This is a genomic window from Gracilibacillus massiliensis (genome assembly GCF_001458115.1).
In the GTDB taxonomy this organism is placed as follows: domain Bacteria; phylum Bacillota; class Bacilli; order Bacillales; family Amphibacillaceae; genus Gracilibacillus; species Gracilibacillus massiliensis.
Genome location: NZ_CZRP01000013.1, coordinates 615,565 through 640,051 on the forward strand (window position 1 = coordinate 615,565; position 24,487 = coordinate 640,051).

Consider the following 24,487-nt stretch of genomic DNA (forward strand, 5'->3'; position numbering starts at 1 on the left):
TGCATTATTTATTTTATACTCAAATAAATCTTCATATCGATTTGGTAATTCTGCAAAAAGACAAAAAATATCTGTCTTCATGTTATATAAAAAATCGACTTTTCAGAAGTTTAAACAACTAATGAAAAGTCGATTTTATGTTTTACCATGTTAGGTTTGAAGTTATCACATTACTCCTCTCAAAATGGGAGTGTGATAATATCTTTATAAAAAAATATAAAATTTAACCTATTCCGAAAACTGTTCCTTAGCAACCATCATTGCAGACATCGCTTTAGGCCATCCAGCGTAAAAAGCCAAATGAGTCATTGCTTCAATAAGTTCATCTTCTGAAAGACCGTTTTGTTTTGCTAAGTTTAAATGGGAATTTAACTGTTCTGTATTTCCACCAGTTAATAAAGAAGCAACGGTGATTAAACTGCGGTCACGCGGAGAAAGCTCCTTGCGCGCCCATACATCTCCAAACAAAACATCATCAGTTAATTCCACTAGTTTTGGAGCAAAATTTCCTAGCTTTCTCTGTGCAACAGTAGGTTCTTTAGAATTAGACATTTTATATTCCTTCTTTCTTTCATTTTTTAGCTAAGCTTGACTGTAAAAAAAAGCAACTGTCAGTGATACCAAAGAATCAAATAAATATTATTTTAAAATGTTATATTTCTCATCTGTTACAGGCTCCAACCATTCGGTGTCCCCTTTTTGAACATTCGTACTTATTGCGATATGTGTAAACCAGCTATCTGGTGTAGCGCCATGCCAATGTTTCACATTTGGAAGGATTTGAACTACATCTCCTTCGGAAAGAACTTGTACGGGTTTTCCCTCTTCCTGATAATATCCCTTGCCTCCAGTCACGAGCAGAATCTGTCCACCGGGATGCTTATGCCAATTATTTCTTGCCCTTGGTTCAAAAGTTACGTTACCAATGGGACAATTTAAAGTGTTTTCACGAGGGTTTAGCAGTTCCAGGTATGCTGCTCCTATAAAATGGTCATTCAGAACTTTGGCTCCTTTCGGGAAGATTACACTTTTGCTTATATCTTGATTACTGGACATACTAAAGCACACCCTTTCCATTTTGTTGATTCTATTTTCGAATTCTTTTAATAATAATCTCGTTTTCAAGTACACTTTGTTCAAACTTTTCTCATGCATCCTGGTTCGATTCCAGAACCTCTACACTATAGACTATAATAAAAATACACAGAGCGATTTTTGTAGATTTACCCCTCTATTTGGGGTTTCTATCTTTCAAAATAGAAATTGTATGATATATATATTACAGATAAATCTACAAATAACTTTATGATGTTAACAGCCTTGTGAAAGACATTGATGCCAGTTTCCATTGATCGTCCTTTAGCACATATACCTCTGTCACCACAAATGGATTCGTCACTTCATTGCCCCCAACAACCGCTGTTAGCTGTACTTTATTTAGAAGAATGGCCGTTGTATCGATTACTCGAACGGATGTTTCTTGAATATCTACATCCTTATAAACGATAGAACCGCTTTTAATTACATCAATTTCCTCATTTTTAGAAAATGTAGCTCCCATATGAACGAAAACGGCTTTTTCATGAAAAAGATTACTTAAATTGTCTAGTCGTTTCCCTATCATCCAGTCCCATTTCTTCATTGAAAGATCTTTAATTGCTTGTTCCATGTATGTATCATTCCTTTTTAAATTTGTATTTTTGCATATTTCCCTTCAATAAATTACCATCACTTAAATCTCGACTGTTGCTCATTTGCTCTGTGTCTAATTATGCAACATATGTAAAAGTAACCGGTATCACATTCCTATCGAATAATTGTCTAATCTTCTCACAATCATTTACAAAGAAATTAAATTTTAAAAAAAAGAGAAGCTTTTTTATGTTTGAACAATTATACAAACAATGAATCTAGCTCACCAAAATAATCCAGGGCTCAAAGGGTGGAACCCAATTAACTGCTATAACGTCTTTCTTTCCTTTTATCATTCGCGTGATACTGGCCATAATTACAACAATCCTACTGACTTTCAAGCTTGAATTCATACCGAGTGAACTAGTATTCTGCACGGAGAACATGGAGAGATACAAATTAATAGTATTTAAGGGTTTTCGATTGATACATGTGACTTGTTACCAGATTTTGTCGTCCATAAGATAAAAATCGATAAGGCCGAAATGAGAAGACATACAAAAAAAACATCACGATACCCTACATACTGGGCAATCATACCTCCGCCAAAATTCCCCAGCAACCTCCCAATAATAGTTCCGTTGTAGTAAATGCTTGTAGCTACACCTGGTGAATCAGGCAGCAGATCCATAAAATAACTTAGGCCATTACCCATAACAATCGCCACAAAAGTTGCTTGCAAAAGTTGTGCTGCCATTAATTGCCATGAGTGAGTCGATAGAGCTAAGATAGAAAAATAGCTAAGCGCGATAAAACCACTGATAATTAGCAGAGTATGGTTCGATATTTGTTTGCTCAATGCACCAAATGCAATCATGATGGGAATTTCTAAACCCGCGCAAATACTAACTACCAAACCGACATCCGAATGCGTACCATTAATTTCATTTACAATAAACAGCGGCGTGATAATCGAGTTTACGGCATTAAGCGCAAACAGAAAAATAAAGGCAATCATCGGCTGCCAGACCAGTCTGTTTTTAAGAGACATCATTTTTTTCTTCTTGGTAGTTTTCTGAAATGTTCGTTTTTGCAAAAACAAGAACATAAGTAAGGCGATTATAAGAAAAATAGCGGATGTTCCCAAAAAAAGGCCCTTATATCCTAAAGCTGCCAAAATCAATGTACCACCTAAAGGCCCTATTACAAAACCAAGGGAGACCAGTGAACGTAATGTAGATATTGCAAAAGTCTTATCATCCGTTTTACTATCATTTGCAGATTCTTGTGCGTATGCATAGATTTGTGGCATAGCAATAGCTCCAAAACCACTAAAAACGGTTACAATGATCAGCAAAATAAAGAAGTTTTGAAACAATACATATGAAGCATACCCTAAAGCAGCCGAAAGCAAGGCTGTAATAATCAGCCATTTTCGATCCAATCCACTATCTGAACGTTTTGCGATGAGTGTATTTACCAAGACGCTTCCTAACGAACTGATCGCTATGAAAGCGCCAAAGGCTCCTGGACTCATTCCAAGTACCTCTGTACAATACAGGGCTAAATACGGCATCGTAATCGAAATTCCAAAGCCAACCAGCAACACACTAATAGCAAATAAACTATATCCTTTGATATCAAATAGTTTTTTTAAGCGTATTAACAAGTACTAGCCCCCCTCTGAATGTCATTTTTAAAAATAAAACACTTTAAAACCATCAAACAACTTACTATTTATTTTTAATTAATTTCCTCTTTATGATCAATTATCATTTAACCATGTATTTACTTTGTCCTGGTTATCGAGTAATTCTTCATCTTGTATACTAAAACTTGTGGCGACACTTGCATCTGGTGTGAGTTCCTTAATACGTTCTATCGTATCACCTTCACCATACCCCGCATTGGTAGAGAAGGGATAAATCGTTTTTCCTGAAAAATTAGAACCATGATCCATTAAAAAAGAGATCATAGGATTAGATAAAGTCATTGACCAGGTTTGGTACCCTAAATAGACAGTATCATATTGGGATAAATCAGGAATATCTGTATTAATCTCAGGATATTCTTGATTATCTCTTTCGTTATCAGCTCGTTCTACTGCTTGTTCATAATCGGAAGGATATGGGTTTGCAACTGTTAATTCGAGCATATCTCCGCCAGCTTCGTTGTAGATCATTCTTGCAAGATTTTGGGTGTTACCTGATCTTGAAAAGTAGATTATTATACTATTAGCATCATCTGAAATAATTCGTGTGGGCTCTTCTTGTGCATTCGTGTCCTCACCATCGGATTCTGCTCCGCGACCATACTCAGTCTCTTCCAGTGGTAATGTAGAATCTTGAGATCCAGAGGGTACCCCTTTTTCAGAATTGTCATTTGTTGAATTTGATGTTCCTTCGCTAGGTCCACTATTTTGACAGCCAACTAGAAGGAAACTAAAAGCTACACCTGCTGTTATTATTGCTTGTTTTATAATACTCACTTCCTTTTTCGTTATTTCTTGCTAGTCGTCTTTTTTTCTTTCTTTGTACAAATTTGAGCACATAATGAGTACCACCTATATAAATTCCCATAATGGCAGGAAAAATCAGTCTCCCGTATCCCTCAAATACTGGTTCATCAATGATATCCCATATTTTTGTGTCCGCTGTGTAGCTTATCTCTATATTATCTTCTGTGGGTACCTGGGTATCCGCTGTTGCTTCCGTATCGGACTCATTCACCGTTACCTGTCCTTCGTTGATAGTTTCACTGGATGTTTCTGTTCCCGGTGAAGAACTCGGATCATCTGCCATGTTCCTATTACATCCCGTAAGTAGTACAAGGAATATCAGAAAGGTTGCTAATACCATTCTGTATTTCCCATAATGCATACGACCACCTCATCAATGTATTTAATAATTTTTAAACATAATCTTTTGTTCCATTCAGAAAGATTATAGTACGGTTTATTTTTTCAGAGTTGCTATCCTACCGATTTCTTCGTTTGATAATTCAACTGTTTGGTTGATTCTTAGTCAAAGGTCAACAAATTTAATATTCAATACAAAATAAAACTAATAAAGGAATAAATATAATCTATTAATACGTGAAGCAAATTTTTCATGAATCACGAAGACAGCTAAAGGTATTGAGCGTTTTTACTAGAAAGATGACCCCTGGTAATACAGAAGCCATCTTCATAAAGTCGTATTTTATTATTAAATTGTCCTTTTAAAAAAAGAAAATTGTCCTTTTAAAAAAAGAAACAAATATTAAATATCAAGCTTCCTTGTACCGATCCACTTCACCATTTCAGGATCTCTATGGGAAAAGAATAAACTCTCTTTCGTATCTAATGTTGCGATTTCGTTCATATCCTCTGGACTTAATTCAAAGTCAAAGATACTAAAGTTTTCGATAATTCTTTCCTTATGAACAGATTTTGGAATCGCAACAACGCCTCTCTGTGTCAGCCAGCGTAAAATCACTTGTGCAACAGATTTATTATATTTTTCAGCTATGGATATCAGAGTTTGGTTCTGGAACATGTTATTTTTCCCTTCCGCAAATGGCCCCCATGACTCTATCTGAACATTGTTTTCTTTCATGAAGTCATGACTTTCTAATTGTTGATTGAAAACATGTGTTTCAACTTGGTTAACTGCAGGAACAACTTCGTTATGACTAATCAAATCAATCAGACGGTCTGGATGGAAGTTACTTACTCCAATAGCCTTAATTTTTCCCTGTGCGTACAATTCTTCCATCGCTCGCCAAGAACCGTGTACATCTCCAAAAGGCTGATGAATTAAGTACAAATCTAAATAATCCAATTGAAGCCTTTTAAGGGATTTTGCAACTGCCTTCTTTGTGCCCTCGTAACCAGTATCCTGAACCCAAAGCTTCGTTGTTATAAACAGGTCTTCTCTAGGTACACCACTCCGCTTGATTGCTCGACCAACTGCTTCTTCATTTAGATAAGAGGCAGCAGTATCGATAAGTCGATATCCTGCCATAATAGCATCATAAACAACTTGTTCACATTCACTTTCATCTTGAATCTGAAAAACCCCAAAACCTAGAATTGGCATTTCTACACCATTATTTAACGTTACTTTTTGCATATAAATTCCTCCTGTTTTCATATTAAATTATTTATTGACTCTATTAGCATATTCCGCTGGATAACGATCTCCAGATATTTCTATTTTTGATAAAGCATCATTCAAGTTATTAAGTTCTTCAGGTCGAAGTACAATATCTGTCGCCCCAAGATTTTCTTCAAGACGGTTTAACTTCCGCGTACCTGGAATTGGCACAATCCAAGGCTTTTGAGCAAGTACCCATGCAAGTGCAATTTGAGCGGGTGTTGCGTCTTTTTCTATTGCCATTTCTTTTACTAGGTCAACCAATACTTGATTCGCTTCGATATTTTCAGGCTTGAAGCGAGGAACAACTCTACGGAAATCGGAACCACCGAACGTTGTATCTTTCTTTATTGTTCCAGTAAGGAAACCCTTGCCCAAAGGACTGAATGGAACAAACCCAATTCCCAACTCTTCAAGGGTAGGTAATAATTCCTTTTCAGGACTTCTCCACATCATCGAATATTCACTTTGAATGGCAGTTAGCGGTTGAACCGAGTGCGCACGGCGAATCGTTTCCACTCCTGCTTCTGAAAGTCCCCAATGTTTAATTTTACCTTCCTTAATTAGGTCTTGGATTACTCCAGCTACCTCTTCAATCGGAACACTCGGATCCACCCGATGTTGATAATAAAGATCAATGGTCTCTACCTGAAGCCTTTTGAGTGATCCTTCAACGGATTGTCTAATTCGCTCCGGTTTACTCTCGAGAACCTGTTTGCCGTTTTGTATTTGAATACCAAACTTAGTAGCGATAGCCACTTCTCGCTTGAATGGAGCAAGGGCTTCTCCAACTAATTCCTCATTGATATATGGACCATATACCTCAGCAGTATCGAAGAAAGTAATCCCACGATCAATTGCCTCGTGAATAAGTGAAATCATTTCTTTCTTATCCGAAGCAGGACCATAACCATAGCTCATACCCATGCATCCAAGTCCGATAGAGGAAACTTTCAAGTTACTATTTCCTAAGTTGCGTTTCTCCATGTACGAATCAACTCCCTAAAGTATTTATGGATATGTGAGAATAAAACTGTCACACTTTTATTATGCAATAAAGAACTAATAAACCCCTATACTAATCCTACTATATTATTGCCTAATCCTCTCATGTCGCTTACATTCTGAGGAAATATGTATTAGTATAGAATTAATAATAAGAACACAAGGAGGTATTTTATGTCCAATCAAATTAATAAAAATCAGGATGAACTGACCCAACTTATAGAGACTTACACTGATAATGATGGGGTTCATGCAACTACTATTCCTTCTCTATCGTTCACTCGTTTCTCTGATACTATAGGTCCGAGTTACGGAGTTTACAACCCTTCATTATGCATTATCATTCAAGGTAGGAAGGAGGTATTGCTCGCACAGGAGAGCTATGTGTACAGCCCTGCTGATTATCTTGTTGCATCGGTTAACCTTCCAATTACCGGGCAAGTTACAGAAGCCTCTCCTGAAGTGCCTTATCTGGCTCTCAAACTGGAATTCACGCCAAGTGAAATATTAGAGGTGTTACGCGAATTTGAAATAGGAGTTGACAAGAAGGAAAATGCTAAACGAGGTATGTATGTCAGCAAAATAGAATCACCATTGCTAGATGCTGTAACCAGATTAGCCCGCCTCCTAGATAATCCGAAAGATATCCCAATACTTGCTCCTTTAATTAGAAAAGAAATCATCTATCGGGTTCTGCAAGGAGAGCATGGTGGGATACTTAAACAGATGGTGATAGATGGAAGTCCAGCTAATCAAATCAGTGACGCAATTGAACATATCATGAATAACTACGAAAATACTTTTAAGATTGAGGAACTTGCGGAAATAGCAAATATGAGTGTTTCATCACTACATCGGCATTTTAAAGAGGTAACAGCAATGAGTCCCATTCAATTCCAAAAACAACTAAGACTTCAAGTAGCTCGAAGTTTGTTATTATCCGAGTCGGCGGCGGATGCTGCTGATGTTGCATTCCAGGTTGGCTATGAAAGTCCATCACAATTCAGCCGCGAATATTCGCGTATGTTTGGTTTACCACCTAAAGAAGATATAAAGCGCATGAGAGAGAACTATGACGAAACGTTAAATGCGTGAATCCTTTGAGGGATTTTTGGAGTAGAAGTCCATTTATTAAGGGGAAGCGAGTATGTTTATTTTTTTAGGGTATTCGGATTTTATGGTGGAAAAGGGCTTATAAATCACCCTTCTCCAAATTCTTAATAAGTGTGGAAAAATCGACACCAAAGTTGTCTGTAATGTTATGATCATTCACTTCATACCAATTGAAATTATCGTGTAACATAGCTTTATTGAAAGCACTTGAATTAAATCGTGGCTTACGCTTTTTATGGAGCTTCTCATTGAAAAGGATTTTGGCTCGTAAGGCATCAAACGAGTAACCTCTACCCATTCGCTCTACCTGCCTAATAATGCTGTTAATTGACTCCGTATAAGCGTTAGTGAGCCTTTTATCAAAGTAGTTGAATATTTCGACATGCCAGTTGTCTACGGCTCTCACGAGGTCTTTATATGCATCTTTAGAGTTACTGGACATACAACGGTGTCTCCATTGACTATAACGAAGACGACCTTCATCTGAATCAGGAGTATCCCATATCCAGTAAAACTCTTCTTTGAGTTCATAGGCTTCTTTTAAGGCAGGAAGATTACCTAACCAAGTCTCTAAGAGGAATGATTCACGTTCATTTAGATCGTGTTTACGCTTTAGAAGGATAAACCTTTCACGCATAAGGGTACGTCTTTCTTTTTGGCTCATATGAGCTTTCAAAGACTTTCTGACGTTATCTAAGGCTTGATTAGCCATTCTAACTACATGAAACTTATCTACGACCACTTTAGCGTGTGGAAGGATAGTGTTCACTGCGTCTTTGTAGGGCTTCCACATATCCATTGTGACGTACTCAATATAAGTCCTGTCACTAATTTCTGAAAGACGTTGGATGACTGTTTCCTTGTTACGGTTAGGCTTGATGTCATAAATAGTCCTGCGTTCAATATTAGTCAATACAAGCCGAGGTCTTCGGATAATATGTATCTCGTCTATCCCAAGCCACTTAGGAGTTTCAAACTGGTATTCACGTTCTTTGAGTGCCACATAGTCCTTAAAAACGTTCCTAATAGTTTTCTCGTCAACGCCAACGCTTTCTGCGACTTCTACAAAGGTCTTAGACATGGATTGCTCTTGAATAGACTTTAAAAGCCTTTTGGTCATACTACGCTTTTCATCTACAGATACTAGGCGTTCCCAGAAGGTAGATCCGCATTCACGACACTTGTATCGTCTACGGTTCAATTGTAAGCCCACTCGCTTTAAACGAATGGGCAAATCCATAATTAGTTGATTTCTTGAACTGTGTTTGTACAACTTGTCAAAACCACATTCAGGACAACGTTCAGGTGGTCCGACTGCTTCAACTTTAAACATCATATCGGTTTCATTTTCTTGTGGTGATTCTATTGTTTTAATGTCTGGTAGGGATAATAAGTCTGACATATTGTTCATCCTTTATTACTCTGCGGTGTTAAGGTATCAAATATAGATTTGATGTCGAAATCATCAGTGTTAAATTATTTTTGTGACCACAAATGCACTTAGAAAATCCCTTAAAGCATTTATATAATGGGTGATCGCAAAATAGTGTATGAAATCCTTTTGTAGACTTTGCTAAACTACTGCACACTTTAGTACAGTATTAGCTGGTTCACTTGAATAGGGAATTGTAAAAAAAGTTCCCTTAGACTGCACAACAAGATAATTTCGAAACATTTTTATCGAACGTAAGTGCAGCTAATTTTAGCCCTTCAGCCATTGTTAAATATGGTGCTAGGGTTTCTGTTAAATCTTCTATCGTTAAGTTAAATTTAACAGCTAATGATGCTGCATAGATGACATCTCCTGCATTCTCAGATACAATATGAACCCCTAATACTTTTAGTGTTTCTGCATCTGCTACTAGTTTAAATACACCGGTTGTTTCACGGTTTACAATTGCTCTTGGAACAGCATCTAAAGGTAATACAGATGTCTTCACATCATACCCTTTCTCTTTTGCTTGTTCTTCTGTTAAACCAACCGTTGCAACCGTTGGATTCGTAAACGTAACAGCAGGAACTACCGATAAATCTATTTTTTTGTTTAACCCACCGATAGCATTATCAGTAATAATTCCACCTTCATAGGCTGCTACATATACAAATTGCGGTCCTAACGTCACATCTCCTGCTGCATAAATCTTTTCATTACTTGTTTGACCAAAATCATTGATCAGGATTTCATTATTTTTTCCGGTTTCAACACCTGCCGCACTTAAATTTAAAGAATCCGTATTTGGTTTTCTTCCAGTGGCAACAAGTAACTGATCTGATTCAATAACTTCTTTACTGCCATTTACTGTTACGTAAACCTTTTTTATCTCTCCACTTTGTACAACACGCTCAAAAGTTGCCCCTTTGACAAGGCTTATCCCCTGTTCAATTAACGCTTTTTCAACTGACTCTGAAATCTCAGGATCATACTCCTTTAAAAGTCGCTCACTTCTTTGCATAAGCGTTATTTCTGAACCTAAATGATGAAATAGTTGTCCAAGCTCCATTCCAATGTATCCTGAACCAATTACAGTTAATCGTTTTGGTATTTTCTTTAACTCAAGAAGTGTTGTACTAGTTAAATAGTCCATTTCTTCAAGTCCTGAAATTTGGGGCAATGAAGGAGATGCACCTGTTGCAATTAAAAAGCGTTTTGCAGATAACTTTGCCCCATTGACCTCAACCGTACTAGCATCAACGAATTTTGCTTCACCTTTAATTAAATCAAAATTATATTCATCAATTAAATCCACATATTTTTGATTCCGAAGTTCGCTCACCAATTTATCCTTTTGCGTGATTAAACTAGCTAAATCCACTTCTCCAGCGGATGTTTGTAAACCTATAAACGGGTTGTCTTTTGATAAATGATTGATTTCCCCTGCCCTAAGAAGAGTTTTTGACGGAACACAGCCAATATTCACACAGGTTCCCCCAACCGTTCCACGCTCAATCATTCCAACTTTTGCACCGTATTCTATAGCTTTAATTGCCGATGAAAAGGCAGCAGCACCAGAACCAATAATAAGAAGGTCATAATTGTCTTCATTACTTAACGCCACGTTTTCTAGTGATGATACTTCTTCAATTTCTCTGGCTTTGTAATTTGCTTCATCAATCGCCTTTATTGCACTTTCAACCTCAATTTCATTGGGTAGTTCAAATACTGCTTCACCACGACGAAAACTAGACTCAATATTTTTAGCACCTATCTTTTCAAGTGCTGATTCAACGTGTTTTTCACAACCCGCACAGGTCATTCCTTGAATGTTTACCTTAAATTTATTCATAATAAAGCCCCTTTCGTTAATCTCTCATGTTAATGTTTCTATTATTGGACACGAATGTAATTGCTTTTCATCTGGACATCGTTGTTTTAAGTCGTCTAACATAGTTTCAATTCGTTTTAAATCCTCTATTTGTTTTTGAACTTCCATTTGTTTTTTAGAAACAAATTCGAACATATCTTGACAACGAACTTCATCTTTATCTACAACACCAAGTAATTTATAAATCTCGTTTAAAGAAAATCCAAGTTCCTGTATTCGTTTAATAAACCCAACACGCTTAACGTCATCATATGAATATATCCGATAACCAGCTTCCGTTCGGTGAGGTTCTTGTAGTAAATTTTTTCGCTCGTAATATCTAATCGTTTCTTTATTAACGCCACATTTTTCTGCAAACTCACTAATGCGGTAAATCATCTTATTTCACCCCATGAATATTATAAACCGTGTACCATAGTACACGGTAAAGTAAATTGGACTATTTTATTTTTTTCCCAACGTATCACTCGTATGTGATTGATACTTTTATAATACTATTGATTGTCCTAACATCCCACTAGAAAATCCGATTTAAACACCAGTTGTTTTTAAACTATTAAAAAAGTAATTCCACTATATATTCCGAAGACCCTTTTTTTATTACCCTGTCAGAAAAATTATAGATGAATTTGAAAAGATTCTTTCATCCAGACCGCTATAAGAACAATTCATTTTCAACAGCAGCCGAAAATTTTTCCGCATGTTCAGTTGTCCACCAAAAGATGGTATTAATCTCCATAAGGTAGAAATTAGATCAAGATAAAAGCAGAGAAATAAATAAAAGCTAATCTTCTTTAAAATGGACCCTGTAGAATAGACAGTTTAAAAAAAGAGGCTTGTCCTTGAATTTTTTACTGACTCTGTTTTGCAGGGTCTTTTTTTTGTTATAGTTAACTTATTCTAATAGGCGAGATTGAAAAAATGGGGAGAAAAAAATTTTCAGAAGAACAACAGAAACAGCTAAGCTCCAATCCTTTCATCGAGAAAGTAAGTGAAACAACTATTTCTTACACAAAAGAATTTAAAGAACGTTTTCATGACGAATACCAAGCTGGAAAAGGACCATCAGCTATACTAACCTACTCTCCCGCTAAAACATAAAGAGGATGTTCGAATGGCCACCATAGTCTACCAAAAAGATAAAAGATCGGGCATTACTTATGCCTATGAATCGATTTCATAATGGGATAAAGAGAAAAAACAATCTCGAGCGAAAAGAAAAATGATTGGATATGTGGATGAAAAGACAGGGGAAATTGTACCAACAGATGGTCGTGGGCAAAAGAAAAATGCAGACGATGCCACGCTTGTTAAACGAGGTGTGATACCAAACCTAGAATGGAAACGTTATTTCTATGGAGGCACGTATCTTCGGATCAAATTGGGAAGCAACTCGGCATCGCGGATAACTTAGAGAAATGTTTTCCAAATACATATAAGCAGATTTTATCCCTTGAATACTATCCGATTCTTGAAGATCGAAGTCCGCTGTATCGATTTGAAAAGTGGGGAGAACCACACAAGCATCCGCATGGAAAAACGATTAGTTCCCAGCGTAGTAGCGATCTGTTTACCTCCATACAAGAAAAGAACCGTCAGCAATTTTTCGAGTTACAGGGAAAACGTCGCACAGAAAGAGAGTATTGGGTGTATGACATTCCTCTATTTCTAGCTATTCCGAAACGCTCAGACAGGTGCATTATGGTCAGAATAAAGAGAACGACCGTCTTTCGCAGCTTAATCTCGCTCTCGTATTTGGTGAGGAAACTTCTTTACCTTTTTATTACCGAAGCTTGCGGGAAACATACCAGATGCAAAAACGCTCCAACAACTACTGGCAGATTTTGATGCTTCAGGATTTTCCAAGATGAAATTGGTAATGGATCGAGGGTTTTATTCCAAAGCTAACATTAATGCCCTATTCAAAGAACGTCTGAAATTCTTGATAGGAACGAAAATGTCTCTCCGATATGTAAGGTAAGAGATGAACTAGAACCTATCTACTCTCATTTTCAAAACTTGGATCACTACAACTAAGAATATGAACTCTATTGCCACACGGTGCAGAAAAAGTGGGAATACAGGCAAGAGCTACCTTATAAAGGGGACGTATTGGTAGAAGTCCGACGAATATACATTCATTATTACTATAATATCGAAAAGGCAGCGGATGACGAAAAAGCCTTTGATCGAAAGCTTCTGAACCTGCGAAAGGAACTAGAAAATAATCAAAGTAATCCGAAGCATGAAGCGCAATATAAAAGATACTTTGAAGTGAAAACCACACCAAAGCGTGGAACAAAAGCGTTGGTGAAAGAAGAGGCCGTTCAACGAGCCAAACGATATGTTGGTTTTTTTGCTTTAATGACAAACGAAACAATGGATGCCATTACAGCACTAGAAGTCAACCGGAATAAGGATCTTGTCGAAAAAGGATTTCAAAACTTAAAAGATCGGCGGAATCTACGACGAACGCTGGTCTTCTCTGAACAAAGCCTTGATGGTAAAAAATTCACAGAGTTCTTAGCTCTCATTTATCTTGCTTATTTAAAAAAGAAGATGCAAGAGACACAATTGTTTAAGGAATGAACCTTGCACGAAATGATCGATAAGTTAGATGTGATCGAATGTTTCGAAAAACCAGGGCGTAAAATACAAGTGGGTGAACTATTGGAGAAATAAAAGCTCATTTACAAGAAACTAGGAATTTAACCTCCAACCTCGTTATGAGTAGGAGGGAATCTAGGTTAAATATAAGCTACTGATATCTTAAAATATTGAAATTATTGTTTAATAAATATATACGTGCACAACTAATTGTCTAACTGCTTTTCACTGCCACAACCATGTGTTAAGAACAGAGCTTAGTTTGCTAATATGCCTTCTCCATTAACTTATAAATCTCGATACTTAATTTCTCTTTCATGGCCCCATGTTCTTCATCAGAGTATTGATATTCATAATTACGCCATTTTTCGCTAGAGTATTGCCAAACTGGATAAGGAATTCGTTCTTTAGGTTCCCAACTATAGCGTGGAAACACATGAGCATGTAAATAAGCGTCTGTATTACCATAAATTGAATAATTAACTCTTCTGGGATTACATACTTTTACTATGGCTTCACCAATTAAACTCATGTCTAACAAATAGTCACTTCTCTGACTGAAATCAAGTTCTTCCAATGAATTACATTCTTCAGACGGTAAAAGCACACAATAACCTGGTAGAAACTGAGTATCACCAATTGCAGCAAAGCCACTTTTCATTTTTGTAATAATCATTGGATTTTTCCCACAATGTGCAGATGTGATTCTATTCTTTTTCCATTCTTCGTTTTCGTTTAAGTTTGATTTCATTTTATAACTTCCAATCGTTATTTAACTTCTCTAAATACTATTATTGACCCGTTTATTCAAATGTTTTTGTATAGTCAACTATGAGAGAGGTACAGCCGACTTAAAAATTCTTTTATAAAGCAAATGATTGATATTACCATGGAACTTCTGTGTCGATTCTTTTGTTGAGTCAAAGTCTGGATAGGTACTAACAAAGATAAGAAGCATTCGTATTAACTAGAAGACTTGCCACCTAACCTATCGAAATAGGTTAGGTGGCAAGTAGTTTATCGTGTTAATTGCAAGTAATCCAGGGCTAGCTCTCCCGCAAGGTGTGATAGTTTAATAGTTTGTACTCCCTCTTCTAACTCTACTGGAATAGAAACACTTTCCAGACTATTGGTTGTCGGCGGAAACTCTATTTCTCCGATTTCCTTATTATTAATAACTAATTTCTGTACACTAGTCTCATTGGTGTCGTTGCTATAGGTTAGATTCAAATTGTAGGTTCCTAACTTCTCTACGTTAATGCGATACTCTAGTTCGCTCTCATTGCTTGTAAAGTTTACTTTTTGCTTATTGGATGCAGTGAAGGTATTCATAACAGTAGTTTTATACAATTCTGCATGTTCTGCTTCATATTTGAATTCTGGCTGCTCCGGAATTAACTCAATAAAATCTAGTTCTGCAAATGAATTTACTTTTGACAATCTAATTTTATTTTTCTGTTGACCCAGATTAATATCTTTTTCTGCAAAATACCAACTATCCCAGCCGTAACTGTTATAAGTAATTTCACCAACTGAATTACCATTGACAGAGAGATTATGTGAGGATGGCTCTCCCATGCCATTTGCATACCTTATTTTTAACGTATAATCACCTGCCGGAAGATCAATATCAAATTCTATAAAACTATCTTCAAAATCAATATGACCAACCTTAGCCCCATTGGATGCTGATGAATTAGATACTATTCTCGCTCGATTCACTGTAGCGTCTTCTGCTTCAAATTTGTGACCTACTGGTAGCTTCGGTGTTAAGCTTCCATCTTGTTCACCTGATGGCACTTCTAATAATGCTCCAGTTGCTACAGGTTTACCAAAGTTTGGTGTACCGTCACCATTCCAAGTGAATTTTTGCATTCTAACATTCCGATCCCAACCTGATCCCTGGAATTTAGCTGCATGATATATGATCCAATCCTCGGTTCCGTCTGGTGACTTAAAGAAACCATTATGTCCAGGACCATACACACCAACATCTGGGTTCTTCTCAAAGACTGGTTCCGGATTCTTTTCCCATGCGTCTGGATCAAGTGGATCAGATCCAGTAAATCTTAACATTCCTAATGTATAATCGTCTGTCCAGCTTCCACTCGCTGAATATATAAGGAATAACTCCTCCTCATTATTTTTTAAAAATTGTGGACCTTCATTGACGTGCGGTTCTCCAATCTTTTCCCAATCATATTCCGGTCTTGATAATTCTACCCTCTCTCCACTTATCGTCCACGGATTTGCCATTGGTGCGATATAGATATCCTGACGCACGTTGACGTCACCTTCCCAACCCGACCAAGCAAAATAGTAGTCGTCATCCATTTCTAAAATCGTACCATCAATTGCCCATTTGTCAGAAGGTGTTGTTATCTTCCCAAGATTCGTCCCTTCCGGATAAGCATAATCACTAAATGGATCAGATGTTGCAGACTCAAGTACATACATTCGCTGTTTCTCCATGTCACCACCAGAGGCTGCAAAGTAGATATACCATTTTCCATCAACAAAATGAATCTCTGGCGCCCATATGTGAGCACTATTAGGTGCACCTGGTTCTGGCGTCCAAACGACTTTACTTTCTGCATCTTGTAAGCCTGTAATTGTTTTTGATTTCCAAAGAGTAATGTTGTTTCCTGTTGTATTGGTATAGTAATAATAGCCATCTGTGTGACTTACAATCCACGGGTCTGCCCCATCACCTACAATCGGATTTTCAAATAGCTGTACAGGCTCTTCCTCATAATAAAAAGTTATATGGCCAATATCCGGCTGTTGTCCGCCATTATTTTTAGGAGCGTTCAAATTATTTCCCATTGTGTCCTCCTGATTATAGCTATAGAGATTTCCCGCATTACCACCCTTCACAAATACATACTTAACGCTAATATCTGACTGCCAATCAAATGTTTTACTGTTATGAAAGTCGATATGAACGGTTCCATCGTGATAAGTTCCGCTTTCAAGAGAACTATCATCCAACTCCAACTTAAATTGCTTTAGTTCCTTTAGTTCATCTGGTAGTTGCTTATTTTTTGGTTTGTCATTTCCATCTATTCGAATAGGATCCGATGAAGCAAGAACACTGGAGTCTTTACTTAAAACATTAAAAGATACCACTAACAAAGTAATTAACAATACAACTGTGATTTTTTTCAATAAAGGCACTCTCCTTTTTGATAAGAAATTTGTAGGTCGTTTGGTTTGAAAAATTAAGACTTCATTTTATCCCCATCTTAGCTTCTTTGCTTAACTCAAATCATGAAGGTGGGGTATTACGGACGCTTACACTTTTATAATGGTTGCAATTCACCCCCTTTGGTCAATAGTTTAATCTCCCTTAACAACTAATGAATAACTCGGCCGCTTTTCAAGATTATACAAAAAGAAATCAAAGGCCCACTAAAAAAGACAATTTGATTTGGCATGAAAATACTTCCCTGTAAAATCTGTCATAAAAATGATTACGTTCTTCTTTTTGTATAAGTGGAAATACTATTTAAAAACGAAATTAGTAACAATAATACAAAAGTAAACAGCAAACCAGCCCCTGGTCCAATTATCATTGCTTCTAACGCATTATCTAAAGAAAATATAAAAATATTACTCATCACCAAATAAAAAAGAGCATTCTTTCCCATACCTTTCAACAAAGTTAATTCAAACTTCTGCTTTTCTAAGAATTTGCTTACCAAATAGTAGATATACAAACAAAAAGTCGATCCTACTACCCAGTAGATAGAAGGTGGGAATCTAATTGGGAGCTGCCATTCATTTTGGACAAGGTAGAAAATGAATATAGCTGTACCACTAATGGCACCAATTAGATATTTCCATTTAAAAATAATTCGATATTTAGCAAAATAGATACCGATTAAATAGAATGGCAGATATTGAATAACTGGAAAAGTAGGAAATAACTCCGTCCCAATTAATAAGCCCAGATAAGGTGATTCAATCATACTGTAATCGATAAACGTACTGAATAATAATGCGAAAGTAACTAACCAGAACAGCACTTTTCTCATCTTTAACCAATTGATGATAGGAAAAAGAATTAGTCCCATTAACATAATTAATGAAAAGGACAATAGAAATTCTGACCATCCAGGTATTTCTTGTAATAATAGAACGGGTACTATCGTGATACTGTCTGGTGGCATGCTATTCACGTAAATTTGATAGGCAAGTCCTGAGATATAAAAAGTGACCAAAGTTTTCAGGCTGGTAACTAGCATTTTCATATAAACATCACTAAATTTTTTTCGATAGTAAGCCAATTCATTCACATATCCAAAACAAAATATAAAGCCGGAAAATGTAATTAAATTAAATAATTCAATACTAAATACAGTAGCAAGGTAAACAGCTACATCACTAAAAAATTGCATAATATGCGTGTAGACCATTCCAATAACTAAAAATCCTTTCATATAATCCATGGCATCGTCTCTTTTCAAACACTTACCCCCTTCTCTAGAGAAAAAGGATTGTTCATAAACTGCTGAACAACCCTTCTTATTTTCTCTATTTATTTGCGTTCGCATCATTTACTTCCTTAATTTTTTCCATCGCTATTTTCGGTGTGCGATCTTCATTTAGGAGCCCGTTGATTTCTTGTTGTACGTCCGTTGTCTGTGTATAGCAATAGCCACTAATATATGGAATGTTTTTGATTGCGTCTGTGATCTCTTTATATCTGTCCAAAAATTCTTGTTCTGATGCCACTTGGTTTCCATAGCCCCAGCCACTTTCATCTTTGAACGCAATACCACCGTATTCCGTTAGGATGACAGGTTGACCCTGATACTCATACCCTTCTGCAAAGGCATATTTTTGATGATTGTGTGGAATTTTATTGCCAAGAATAGTATCTTTCTCCTTATAACGATCGTAGAATACTTTACCTACTTCTTCATAATCGTGAAGGGCAATAATATCTGAGATCGTGTGCTCCCAACCATCATTTACGATTACCGGTCTCTCATTATCCAACGATTTACTTAGATAATAAATGGATTCTGTAAATGCTTGTTGTTTTTTATTTGTTAAAATATTAGGGACACCCCATGATTCGTTAAAAGGTACCCAGGTTATAATAGATGGATGATTATAGTTTTGCTGCATGATTTCGAGCCATTCTTTCGTAAAGTTCTCTACCGCTTCATCTGAAAATTCATAGGTTGCTGCCATTTCAGACCATACTAATAAACCTTTTTTGTCACACCAGTATAGAAAACGCTCATCCTCAATTTTTTGATGCTTTCGCACACCATTGAAGCCCATTGCCATTGTTTTATCAATATCTTCTAACATTGCTTCATCGGATGGAGGGGTCAGCATCGTATCTGGCCAATACCCTTGATCCAACAACAACTTCTGATAAATCGGACGATTATTGAGAAGCACTTGTCCATTCTTAATTGATACTTTTCGCATTCCGAAATAGGAAGTTACTTGGTCTATTACTTCATTGTTTTTGAGCAAAGTAAATTCCACATCATATAAATTCGGATGTTCTGGTGTCCAGTGCATCACTTTCCATTCATGTATTTCTGATAATAAGTCCACTTCAGAAGTGGCATTGGATCGATTAGGGTTTAACGATACTTTTTTCACTACTTGACTATTAAATGAAATGGTCGTATCAATTCGCCATGAATCATCTACTTCGCCGTTTAATTTATATTCGAAAACTACAGAGCTTGTATCAATATTAGGGGTGATTTTTACGTTGTCGATACGTTCTTTATTGACAAACTCTAACCAAACTGTTTGCCAAATCCCGGTATTTTGCACATACCAGCAACCGAAATTCTCATCAATCCAACGTTGTTTCCCCCTTGGCTGAAAACAACTGTTACTATCTTCTACTTTAACTACTAGCTCATTTGTTTCCGATTCTCTTACTGCATTTGTAATATCGAAGAAAAATGCAGCATTTCCTCCTACATGTTCCCCAATAAAAGTACCATTTACCCAGACTTTTGTTCGATAATCGGAAGCCTGAAATCTTAGTATTGTATTTTTTCCTTGTTCTTTCTCTGGTATCTCAAAATCTCGTTTATACCATATATAAGGATGGAATTTTTCTTCTCTAATTCCGCTCGCTTTTGTTTCATATGTGAAGGGAACGTTAATATCAGTAGTAAAAGCGGGATTCGTAAACCATTTAGCTTTTTCCCCTTCATTGTTGTCATCAAATGAAAATTTCCAAGTTCCGTTTAAGTTTTGCCAAGATTCACGAACATATTGTGGTCTTGGGTATTCTATTCGTTGATAAGTTGAATTTTTTGTAGTCATTTTTTATTCTCCTTTTGTTATCCTTTAATTCCTGTAAAACTAATACCTTTTACAATTTGTTTCTCAAATATTAGAAAGGCTACGATTACAGGTATCGATGCAATGGCATTTGCTGTCATCGGTTGAACATATGCTTGTGAATATGTCGAATTAAATACTGGTAAACCAACAGGCAATGTATACAATGTTTCTGATAATATTGATAAATATGGCCACAAGAAATTATTCCAGGAACCAATAAAAGTGAAGATACCGATAGCCGCCATTGCAGGCTTTGCTAATGGTAGAACGATTTTATAAAATAATTTTAGATAGGAGCAGCCATCCATGATCGCACTTTCAATAACTTCCCGTGGCACTCCATCGAAAAAACTCTTCAAGATAATAACACCTAAAGGTGAAGCAATCATCGGCAAGATAAGTCCTGCATAACTATCAATCATGTTAAGACTTTTAACAATTTCATATAACGGAATGATTGTTGCCTCACCAGGAATCATTAATCCCAGTAAGAAAAAGATAAAGATCGTATTTTTAAAGCGGAATTGCATTTGTGATATCGCAAAAGCAGCTAATGATGTAATCGCAAGTGTAAGAATTGTTGTGATTACCGCTACAATTAGACTGTTCCAAAGCCATCGTAAAATCAAACTGTTCATGATTAAATCGACATAATTGGAGAATGTATATGGAGGCGTAAACCATTCAACAGGGTTGGTAGTCATAAATCCATCCGGTTTGATAGAGACAAACATCATCCAAATGATTGGAAATATGAATATTATAGATACGGTAATACCAACAGCTAATTTTACACTTCGAAAAGGATCACGATTTTTTTCTAAAATCTTTGAACTGTTTTTCATGCTATTTTTCGTCATTTAACTCCCCTCCGATCGTTGACTTCGAAGCTGAATAATAGATAGAACCAACAGGATAAAGAATAATGCATAGGACATCGTTGCTGCATACCCTAGATTATTTTTAGTGAATCCTACCTCATAAATGTATTGGATTAACGGACGAGTAGCCCCACCTGGTCCACCACCCGTAATTAATAGAATTTGTGCGAACACTTTGTAAGATGCTAAAATTTGCAATAATAAAATGACTCGCCCAATTGGTATTAATTGTGGAAGGGTAATATATCGGAATTGCTCCCATCTCGTTGCCCCATCAATTTCACTTGCTTCATAAAGTGATTCAGGAATATCCTGTAGACCCGCGAGAAACAACACCATATTAAAACCAACAGTCCACCACAGTGTAACGACTACAATTGTTACCCAAGCTAACGTTTTATCAGCCATCCAGAATGGTTCAGCATTAATTCCTACTAATTGCAATACGGTATTTACCAAGCCATTATACGGTTGTAGCATAAAGATAGCTAAGAACGAAATTACCGCTACGGATAGGATACTTGGAAGAAAGAATGATCCTCGAAAAAAGGTTTGTAATTTTGTATTTAAATTAGCTAATAATGCTAAGACCAAGGCTAATGCTACCATTGTGGGTGTTGTAAGAATTACAAACAACGTAGTATTCCATAAACTATCCCAAAAGAACTCGTCTTGAAACATTTCGGTATAATTCTCTAATCCAACAAATTCTAACTTCCTCACTAAATTCCACTCATATAAACTCATTTCTAACCCTTTAAAGATTGGGAAGATTGTAAAAATAAGATATGCAATAAAAAAAGGTAGTAGAAATGGTAGAGCTCTCAAATCTTGCATCCATGCTTTCTTCTTCGAGTTCATCACAAGACTCCTTTCAATTGGATAGGTTTAGAAGTGGACGTCTATTTCACACCTATAGACATCCACTACTTTGATTATTCAACTAAATCTGTAATTTCAGATTCTATAGAAGAAAAAGCTTCTTCTACCTCAACTTCACCTGCCCAAATCGAATCGAGATTTCTTGTAATAATTTCTTCAATACCACGTGCATATACATTTCTGTCAACGAAATTAACATAATCGGCTACCTGTGCATACTCACTTCTGTAAGGTAGTTCTTGAAATTCTTCTGATTCAACTACTGAATCTTTAGCCGGGATGTGTCCAGCTTCAGCCCACATCGCACCATTGTCAGTAGCAAATTTCATGAATTCGACAGCTCCTTTTTGCACCTCGGAGTCCGCATCATCATAATATGGTAAAACCAAAGTATGAGAGCTAGCCCATGCTGCCTTTTCGCCAAAAATATTAGGAATTGGCATTGGAGTGAAGTCTAAATCTTCCGTTGTCTCCAGTAATCCAGTTGTCCATACACCCGTAGTTGTTGTTGCTGCATTCCCTGATTGAAATTCAGAAACAAAATCTTGAATATTCAAAGGAACAATTTCATGTTCGTGATATAAACTTTTAACAAATTCTGCTGCTTCTATTGCTTTATCTAAATCTATGTCATATGTTGGATTTTCAAGGTCACCTTCAGTTAAGATGTGCTCGCCACCAAGTTGCGTATACATTCCCCACCATAGCCAATATGGATCTCCACCAGTTGAAGAAAAGGTAAAAGGTATGATTTCATCTGGAAGATTTTCATCTAACGTTTTGAAAAATTCTATATATCCTTCAGGAGATTCTTCCATTTGAATCGTGCCGTCATCATTCATTAGTCCAGCTTCATCTACTAATTCATTGTTTACATACATAATTTGTGCATGTGTATCAATAGGAATTGCAAAATGCTGATCGTCATAAACCGTTGCGTCTAGAATATTCTGATTAAATTCATCCCAATTCACACCGACTTCAGAGGCAATATCTGTCATATCAACAACTAATCCTTGATTAACAAGCTCTGGCAATACATGCGAGTGCGAAATGGCTAAATCAGGACCTTGCCCTGACCCAATACTTGTTAAAAGCTTGGTATAATACTCATCAAATTCTTGCATCACATTATTAATATAATAATCGTCTTGACTTTCATTAAAGGCATCTACTATCTCTTCCATGAATTCAGCATCTCCGCCACCAAATAAGTTCCACATCGTTACCTCAGTAGTACCTTCTGGCAAATCAACGTCTGGCGCAACTTCTTCATCACCGGACCCACCTGATCCTGAACAAGCTGCTAATACTAATAGTAATGACAATAAAGACAAAAACAACGATTTTTTCATCATGACTCCTCCTCTTTAAAATAGTCTATCTTTTGTTACAATAATTTTGTTTTAAATTAATATTATCGTAACTTAGACAGAAGTATACGCTTACATTTTATTTTTGTCAATGATAATTCTTAAAAATGTGATTTTAATACAAAAATATTGTAATTATGACAGTGATTTTTTTTCAAAAGATAAAAAAGCTGACCAATAAGGATATTTATCCTTATTGGTCAGCTAGATATTTAGTAATAATCTATTTTCATCTTAATGCCTTGTGCATAATCACCAAACTCTTCTCCAAAAATATTCATGCCACCCTTATGAATCGCATCATTTTTAATTCCCACCCTAAACTTCACGTAGTTATTATCCAACAAATTCAAATCTTGTGTCGTCACATTCGAAAGGTTAATATCATCTAGCATCGTCTTTTCATTGGTAACTTTCCATGTTTTTAAAATTCCGTATTGTGTGCTTGTTGAATCAGCCCAATATTTTGGATTGAGTTTACCAGGGCGATCTCCAAAATCACCAGGACTCGTCCATGTCCCAACATCAATGTCATTTATCCAAACAGTAATATCAGATGGCCACTCATGATCATGGTTTGGAGCTTCCGAGCATATTTCCAATGAAAACTGAATACTCTTTATCTTTGCATTAGCTTTTAATATGATTGGGAATTTATATTCTAAAAACCCTTTCCTTGTCCATATTATTTGAGCATCACTTTTTAATGGATTATAAAAATGAACGGGTTCATCCTCAGGGACTAAAAATTTATCCTGATTTGCCATTCCGCAAGTTGGTGCTACTTCGAATTCTGAATATTGGCCAATTGGCATTTCTAGTTCATAATTTTCTAGTTCATTTGCTTCTTTCTTTTTCTGATTCAAAGCAATATGAACATCATCAAAATTCCTTGTACAAACCTTCATTGCTCCCCTTTTAGCTGGTCTTAATTCCGTATGAATCAGTGAGGCTTCCTCTAGTATGCGCACATGAGAAGCAGCTGTTGATATTGGTATTTCCAATTCTTCTGCTAATTGATGTACATTCAAATTACCTGTATTAAGTAGGTCAATAATTTGTAATCTAACTTTAGAAGAAAGCGCACGAGTTACGCTACTTAATTGCTCCATGTTATTTATAGAAAGTTCTAACATTCTTAATCCACCTTTTTAATTTTTGTGTATTTAATTAAATATTTTATACTAATGAGGTTTATATTA

Annotated in this window: 21 protein-coding genes and 1 pseudogene; 3 read left to right on the forward strand and 19 right to left on the reverse strand. The window is 36.3% G+C overall.

Going from position 1 to position 24,487, the window contains the following annotated elements; all coding sequences use genetic code 11:
• Window positions 1-228: 228 nt before the first annotated feature.
• The 8 genes from BN3107_RS15130 to BN3107_RS15165 form a co-directional block, all read right to left on the reverse strand.
• A complete protein-coding gene (locus tag BN3107_RS15130; RefSeq protein ID WP_058308471.1) occupies window positions 229-552 on the reverse strand; it encodes a carboxymuconolactone decarboxylase family protein in 324 nt (107 codons plus the stop codon).
• A gap of 87 nt (window positions 553-639) precedes the next feature.
• Entirely contained in the window at window positions 640-1,056 is a 417-nt protein-coding gene (locus tag BN3107_RS15135; RefSeq protein WP_058308472.1) for a cupin domain-containing protein, read from the reverse strand.
• 247 nt (window positions 1,057-1,303) lie between these two features.
• Window positions 1,304-1,669: a nuclear transport factor 2 family protein gene (locus BN3107_RS15140; RefSeq protein WP_082631327.1), complete on the reverse strand. Its 366-nt coding sequence runs from the start codon at window positions 1,667-1,669 to the stop codon at window positions 1,304-1,306.
• A gap of 432 nt (window positions 1,670-2,101) precedes the next feature.
• Window positions 2,102-3,301 (reverse strand): sugar efflux transporter, encoded by a 1,200-nt coding sequence (locus BN3107_RS15145; RefSeq protein WP_058308473.1) that lies wholly within the window; start codon window positions 3,299-3,301, stop codon window positions 2,102-2,104.
• A 96-nt stretch (window positions 3,302-3,397) separates the two neighbouring features.
• On the reverse strand, window positions 3,398-4,120 hold the full coding sequence (locus BN3107_RS15150; protein WP_187371038.1) for a flavodoxin: 723 nt from the start codon (window positions 4,118-4,120) through the stop codon (window positions 3,398-3,400).
• Window positions 4,074-4,433: a hypothetical protein gene (locus BN3107_RS15155; RefSeq protein WP_148434752.1), complete on the reverse strand. Its 360-nt coding sequence runs from the start codon at window positions 4,431-4,433 to the stop codon at window positions 4,074-4,076. Before BN3107_RS15155 ends, BN3107_RS15150 begins: the two co-directional genes overlap by 47 nt.
• Before the next feature lie 459 nt (window positions 4,434-4,892).
• Complete coding sequence (locus tag BN3107_RS15160; protein WP_058308475.1) at window positions 4,893-5,744, reverse strand: aldo/keto reductase; 852 nt, start codon at window positions 5,742-5,744, stop codon at window positions 4,893-4,895.
• 27 nt (window positions 5,745-5,771) lie between these two features.
• Window positions 5,772-6,755 carry an aldo/keto reductase gene (locus BN3107_RS15165; protein ID WP_058308476.1) on the reverse strand — a complete coding sequence of 328 codons (984 nt, stop codon included), beginning with the start codon at window positions 6,753-6,755 and terminating at the stop codon, window positions 5,772-5,774.
• Between the two features lie 192 nt (window positions 6,756-6,947).
• On the opposite strand from BN3107_RS15165, the gene BN3107_RS15170 reads away from it, so the two are divergent.
• Window positions 6,948-7,868 carry an AraC family transcriptional regulator gene (locus tag BN3107_RS15170; RefSeq protein WP_058308477.1) on the forward strand — a complete coding sequence of 307 codons (921 nt, stop codon included), beginning with the start codon at window positions 6,948-6,950 and terminating at the stop codon, window positions 7,866-7,868.
• Between the two features lie 97 nt (window positions 7,869-7,965).
• Here BN3107_RS15170 and BN3107_RS15175 read toward each other — a convergent pair whose 3' ends face one another.
• From BN3107_RS15175 to merR, 3 genes are all read right to left on the reverse strand, one after another.
• Window positions 7,966-9,288, reverse strand: coding sequence for an ISL3 family transposase (locus tag BN3107_RS15175; RefSeq protein ID WP_039671354.1), 1,323 nt, complete (start codon window positions 9,286-9,288; stop codon window positions 7,966-7,968).
• Between the two features lie 241 nt (window positions 9,289-9,529).
• On the reverse strand, window positions 9,530-11,170 hold the full coding sequence (merA, locus tag BN3107_RS15180; protein ID WP_041094406.1) for a mercury(II) reductase: 1,641 nt from the start codon (window positions 11,168-11,170) through the stop codon (window positions 9,530-9,532).
• A 24-nt stretch (window positions 11,171-11,194) separates the two neighbouring features.
• Window positions 11,195-11,587, reverse strand: coding sequence for an Hg(II)-responsive transcriptional regulator (gene merR / locus BN3107_RS15185; protein ID WP_020220203.1), 393 nt, complete (start codon window positions 11,585-11,587; stop codon window positions 11,195-11,197).
• Window positions 11,588-12,130: 543 nt separating this feature from the next.
• Here merR and BN3107_RS15190 point away from each other — a divergent pair.
• Complete coding sequence (locus tag BN3107_RS15190) at window positions 12,131-12,310, forward strand: HTH domain-containing protein (RefSeq protein ID WP_058308478.1); 180 nt, start codon at window positions 12,131-12,133, stop codon at window positions 12,308-12,310.
• Between the two features lie 13 nt (window positions 12,311-12,323).
• Window positions 12,324-13,891: pseudogene (locus tag BN3107_RS20380) on the forward strand (IS1634 family transposase).
• Between the two features lie 190 nt (window positions 13,892-14,081).
• On the opposite strand, the gene BN3107_RS15205 reads toward BN3107_RS20380, so the two are convergent.
• The 8 genes from BN3107_RS15205 to BN3107_RS15240 all read right to left on the reverse strand — a co-directional run bounded on the left by BN3107_RS15205 (window position 14,082) and on the right by BN3107_RS15240 (window position 24,421).
• Entirely contained in the window at window positions 14,082-14,567 is a 486-nt protein-coding gene (locus BN3107_RS15205) for an HIT family protein (RefSeq protein WP_058308480.1), read from the reverse strand.
• A gap of 266 nt (window positions 14,568-14,833) precedes the next feature.
• Window positions 14,834-16,984, reverse strand: coding sequence for a family 43 glycosylhydrolase (locus BN3107_RS15210; protein ID WP_058308481.1), 2,151 nt, complete (start codon window positions 16,982-16,984; stop codon window positions 14,834-14,836).
• A gap of 305 nt (window positions 16,985-17,289) precedes the next feature.
• Window positions 17,290-18,285 carry an acyltransferase gene (locus BN3107_RS15215; RefSeq protein ID WP_148434754.1) on the reverse strand — a complete coding sequence of 332 codons (996 nt, stop codon included), beginning with the start codon at window positions 18,283-18,285 and terminating at the stop codon, window positions 17,290-17,292.
• Between the two features lie 67 nt (window positions 18,286-18,352).
• Window positions 18,353-20,128 (reverse strand): glycoside hydrolase family 2 protein, encoded by a 1,776-nt coding sequence (locus BN3107_RS15220; RefSeq protein WP_058308483.1) that lies wholly within the window; start codon window positions 20,126-20,128, stop codon window positions 18,353-18,355.
• 17 nt (window positions 20,129-20,145) lie between these two features.
• On the reverse strand, window positions 20,146-21,009 hold the full coding sequence (locus BN3107_RS15225; protein WP_058308484.1) for a carbohydrate ABC transporter permease: 864 nt from the start codon (window positions 21,007-21,009) through the stop codon (window positions 20,146-20,148).
• Window positions 21,010-21,891, reverse strand: coding sequence for a carbohydrate ABC transporter permease (locus BN3107_RS15230; protein ID WP_058308485.1), 882 nt, complete (start codon window positions 21,889-21,891; stop codon window positions 21,010-21,012).
• Between the two features lie 74 nt (window positions 21,892-21,965).
• Window positions 21,966-23,270, reverse strand: a complete 1,305-nt coding sequence (locus BN3107_RS15235) for an extracellular solute-binding protein (protein WP_231735348.1) — start codon at window positions 23,268-23,270, stop codon at window positions 21,966-21,968.
• 227 nt (window positions 23,271-23,497) lie between these two features.
• On the reverse strand, window positions 23,498-24,421 hold the full coding sequence (locus tag BN3107_RS15240; protein ID WP_058308487.1) for an ArsR/SmtB family transcription factor: 924 nt from the start codon (window positions 24,419-24,421) through the stop codon (window positions 23,498-23,500).
• Window positions 24,422-24,487: the final 66 nt, after the last annotated feature.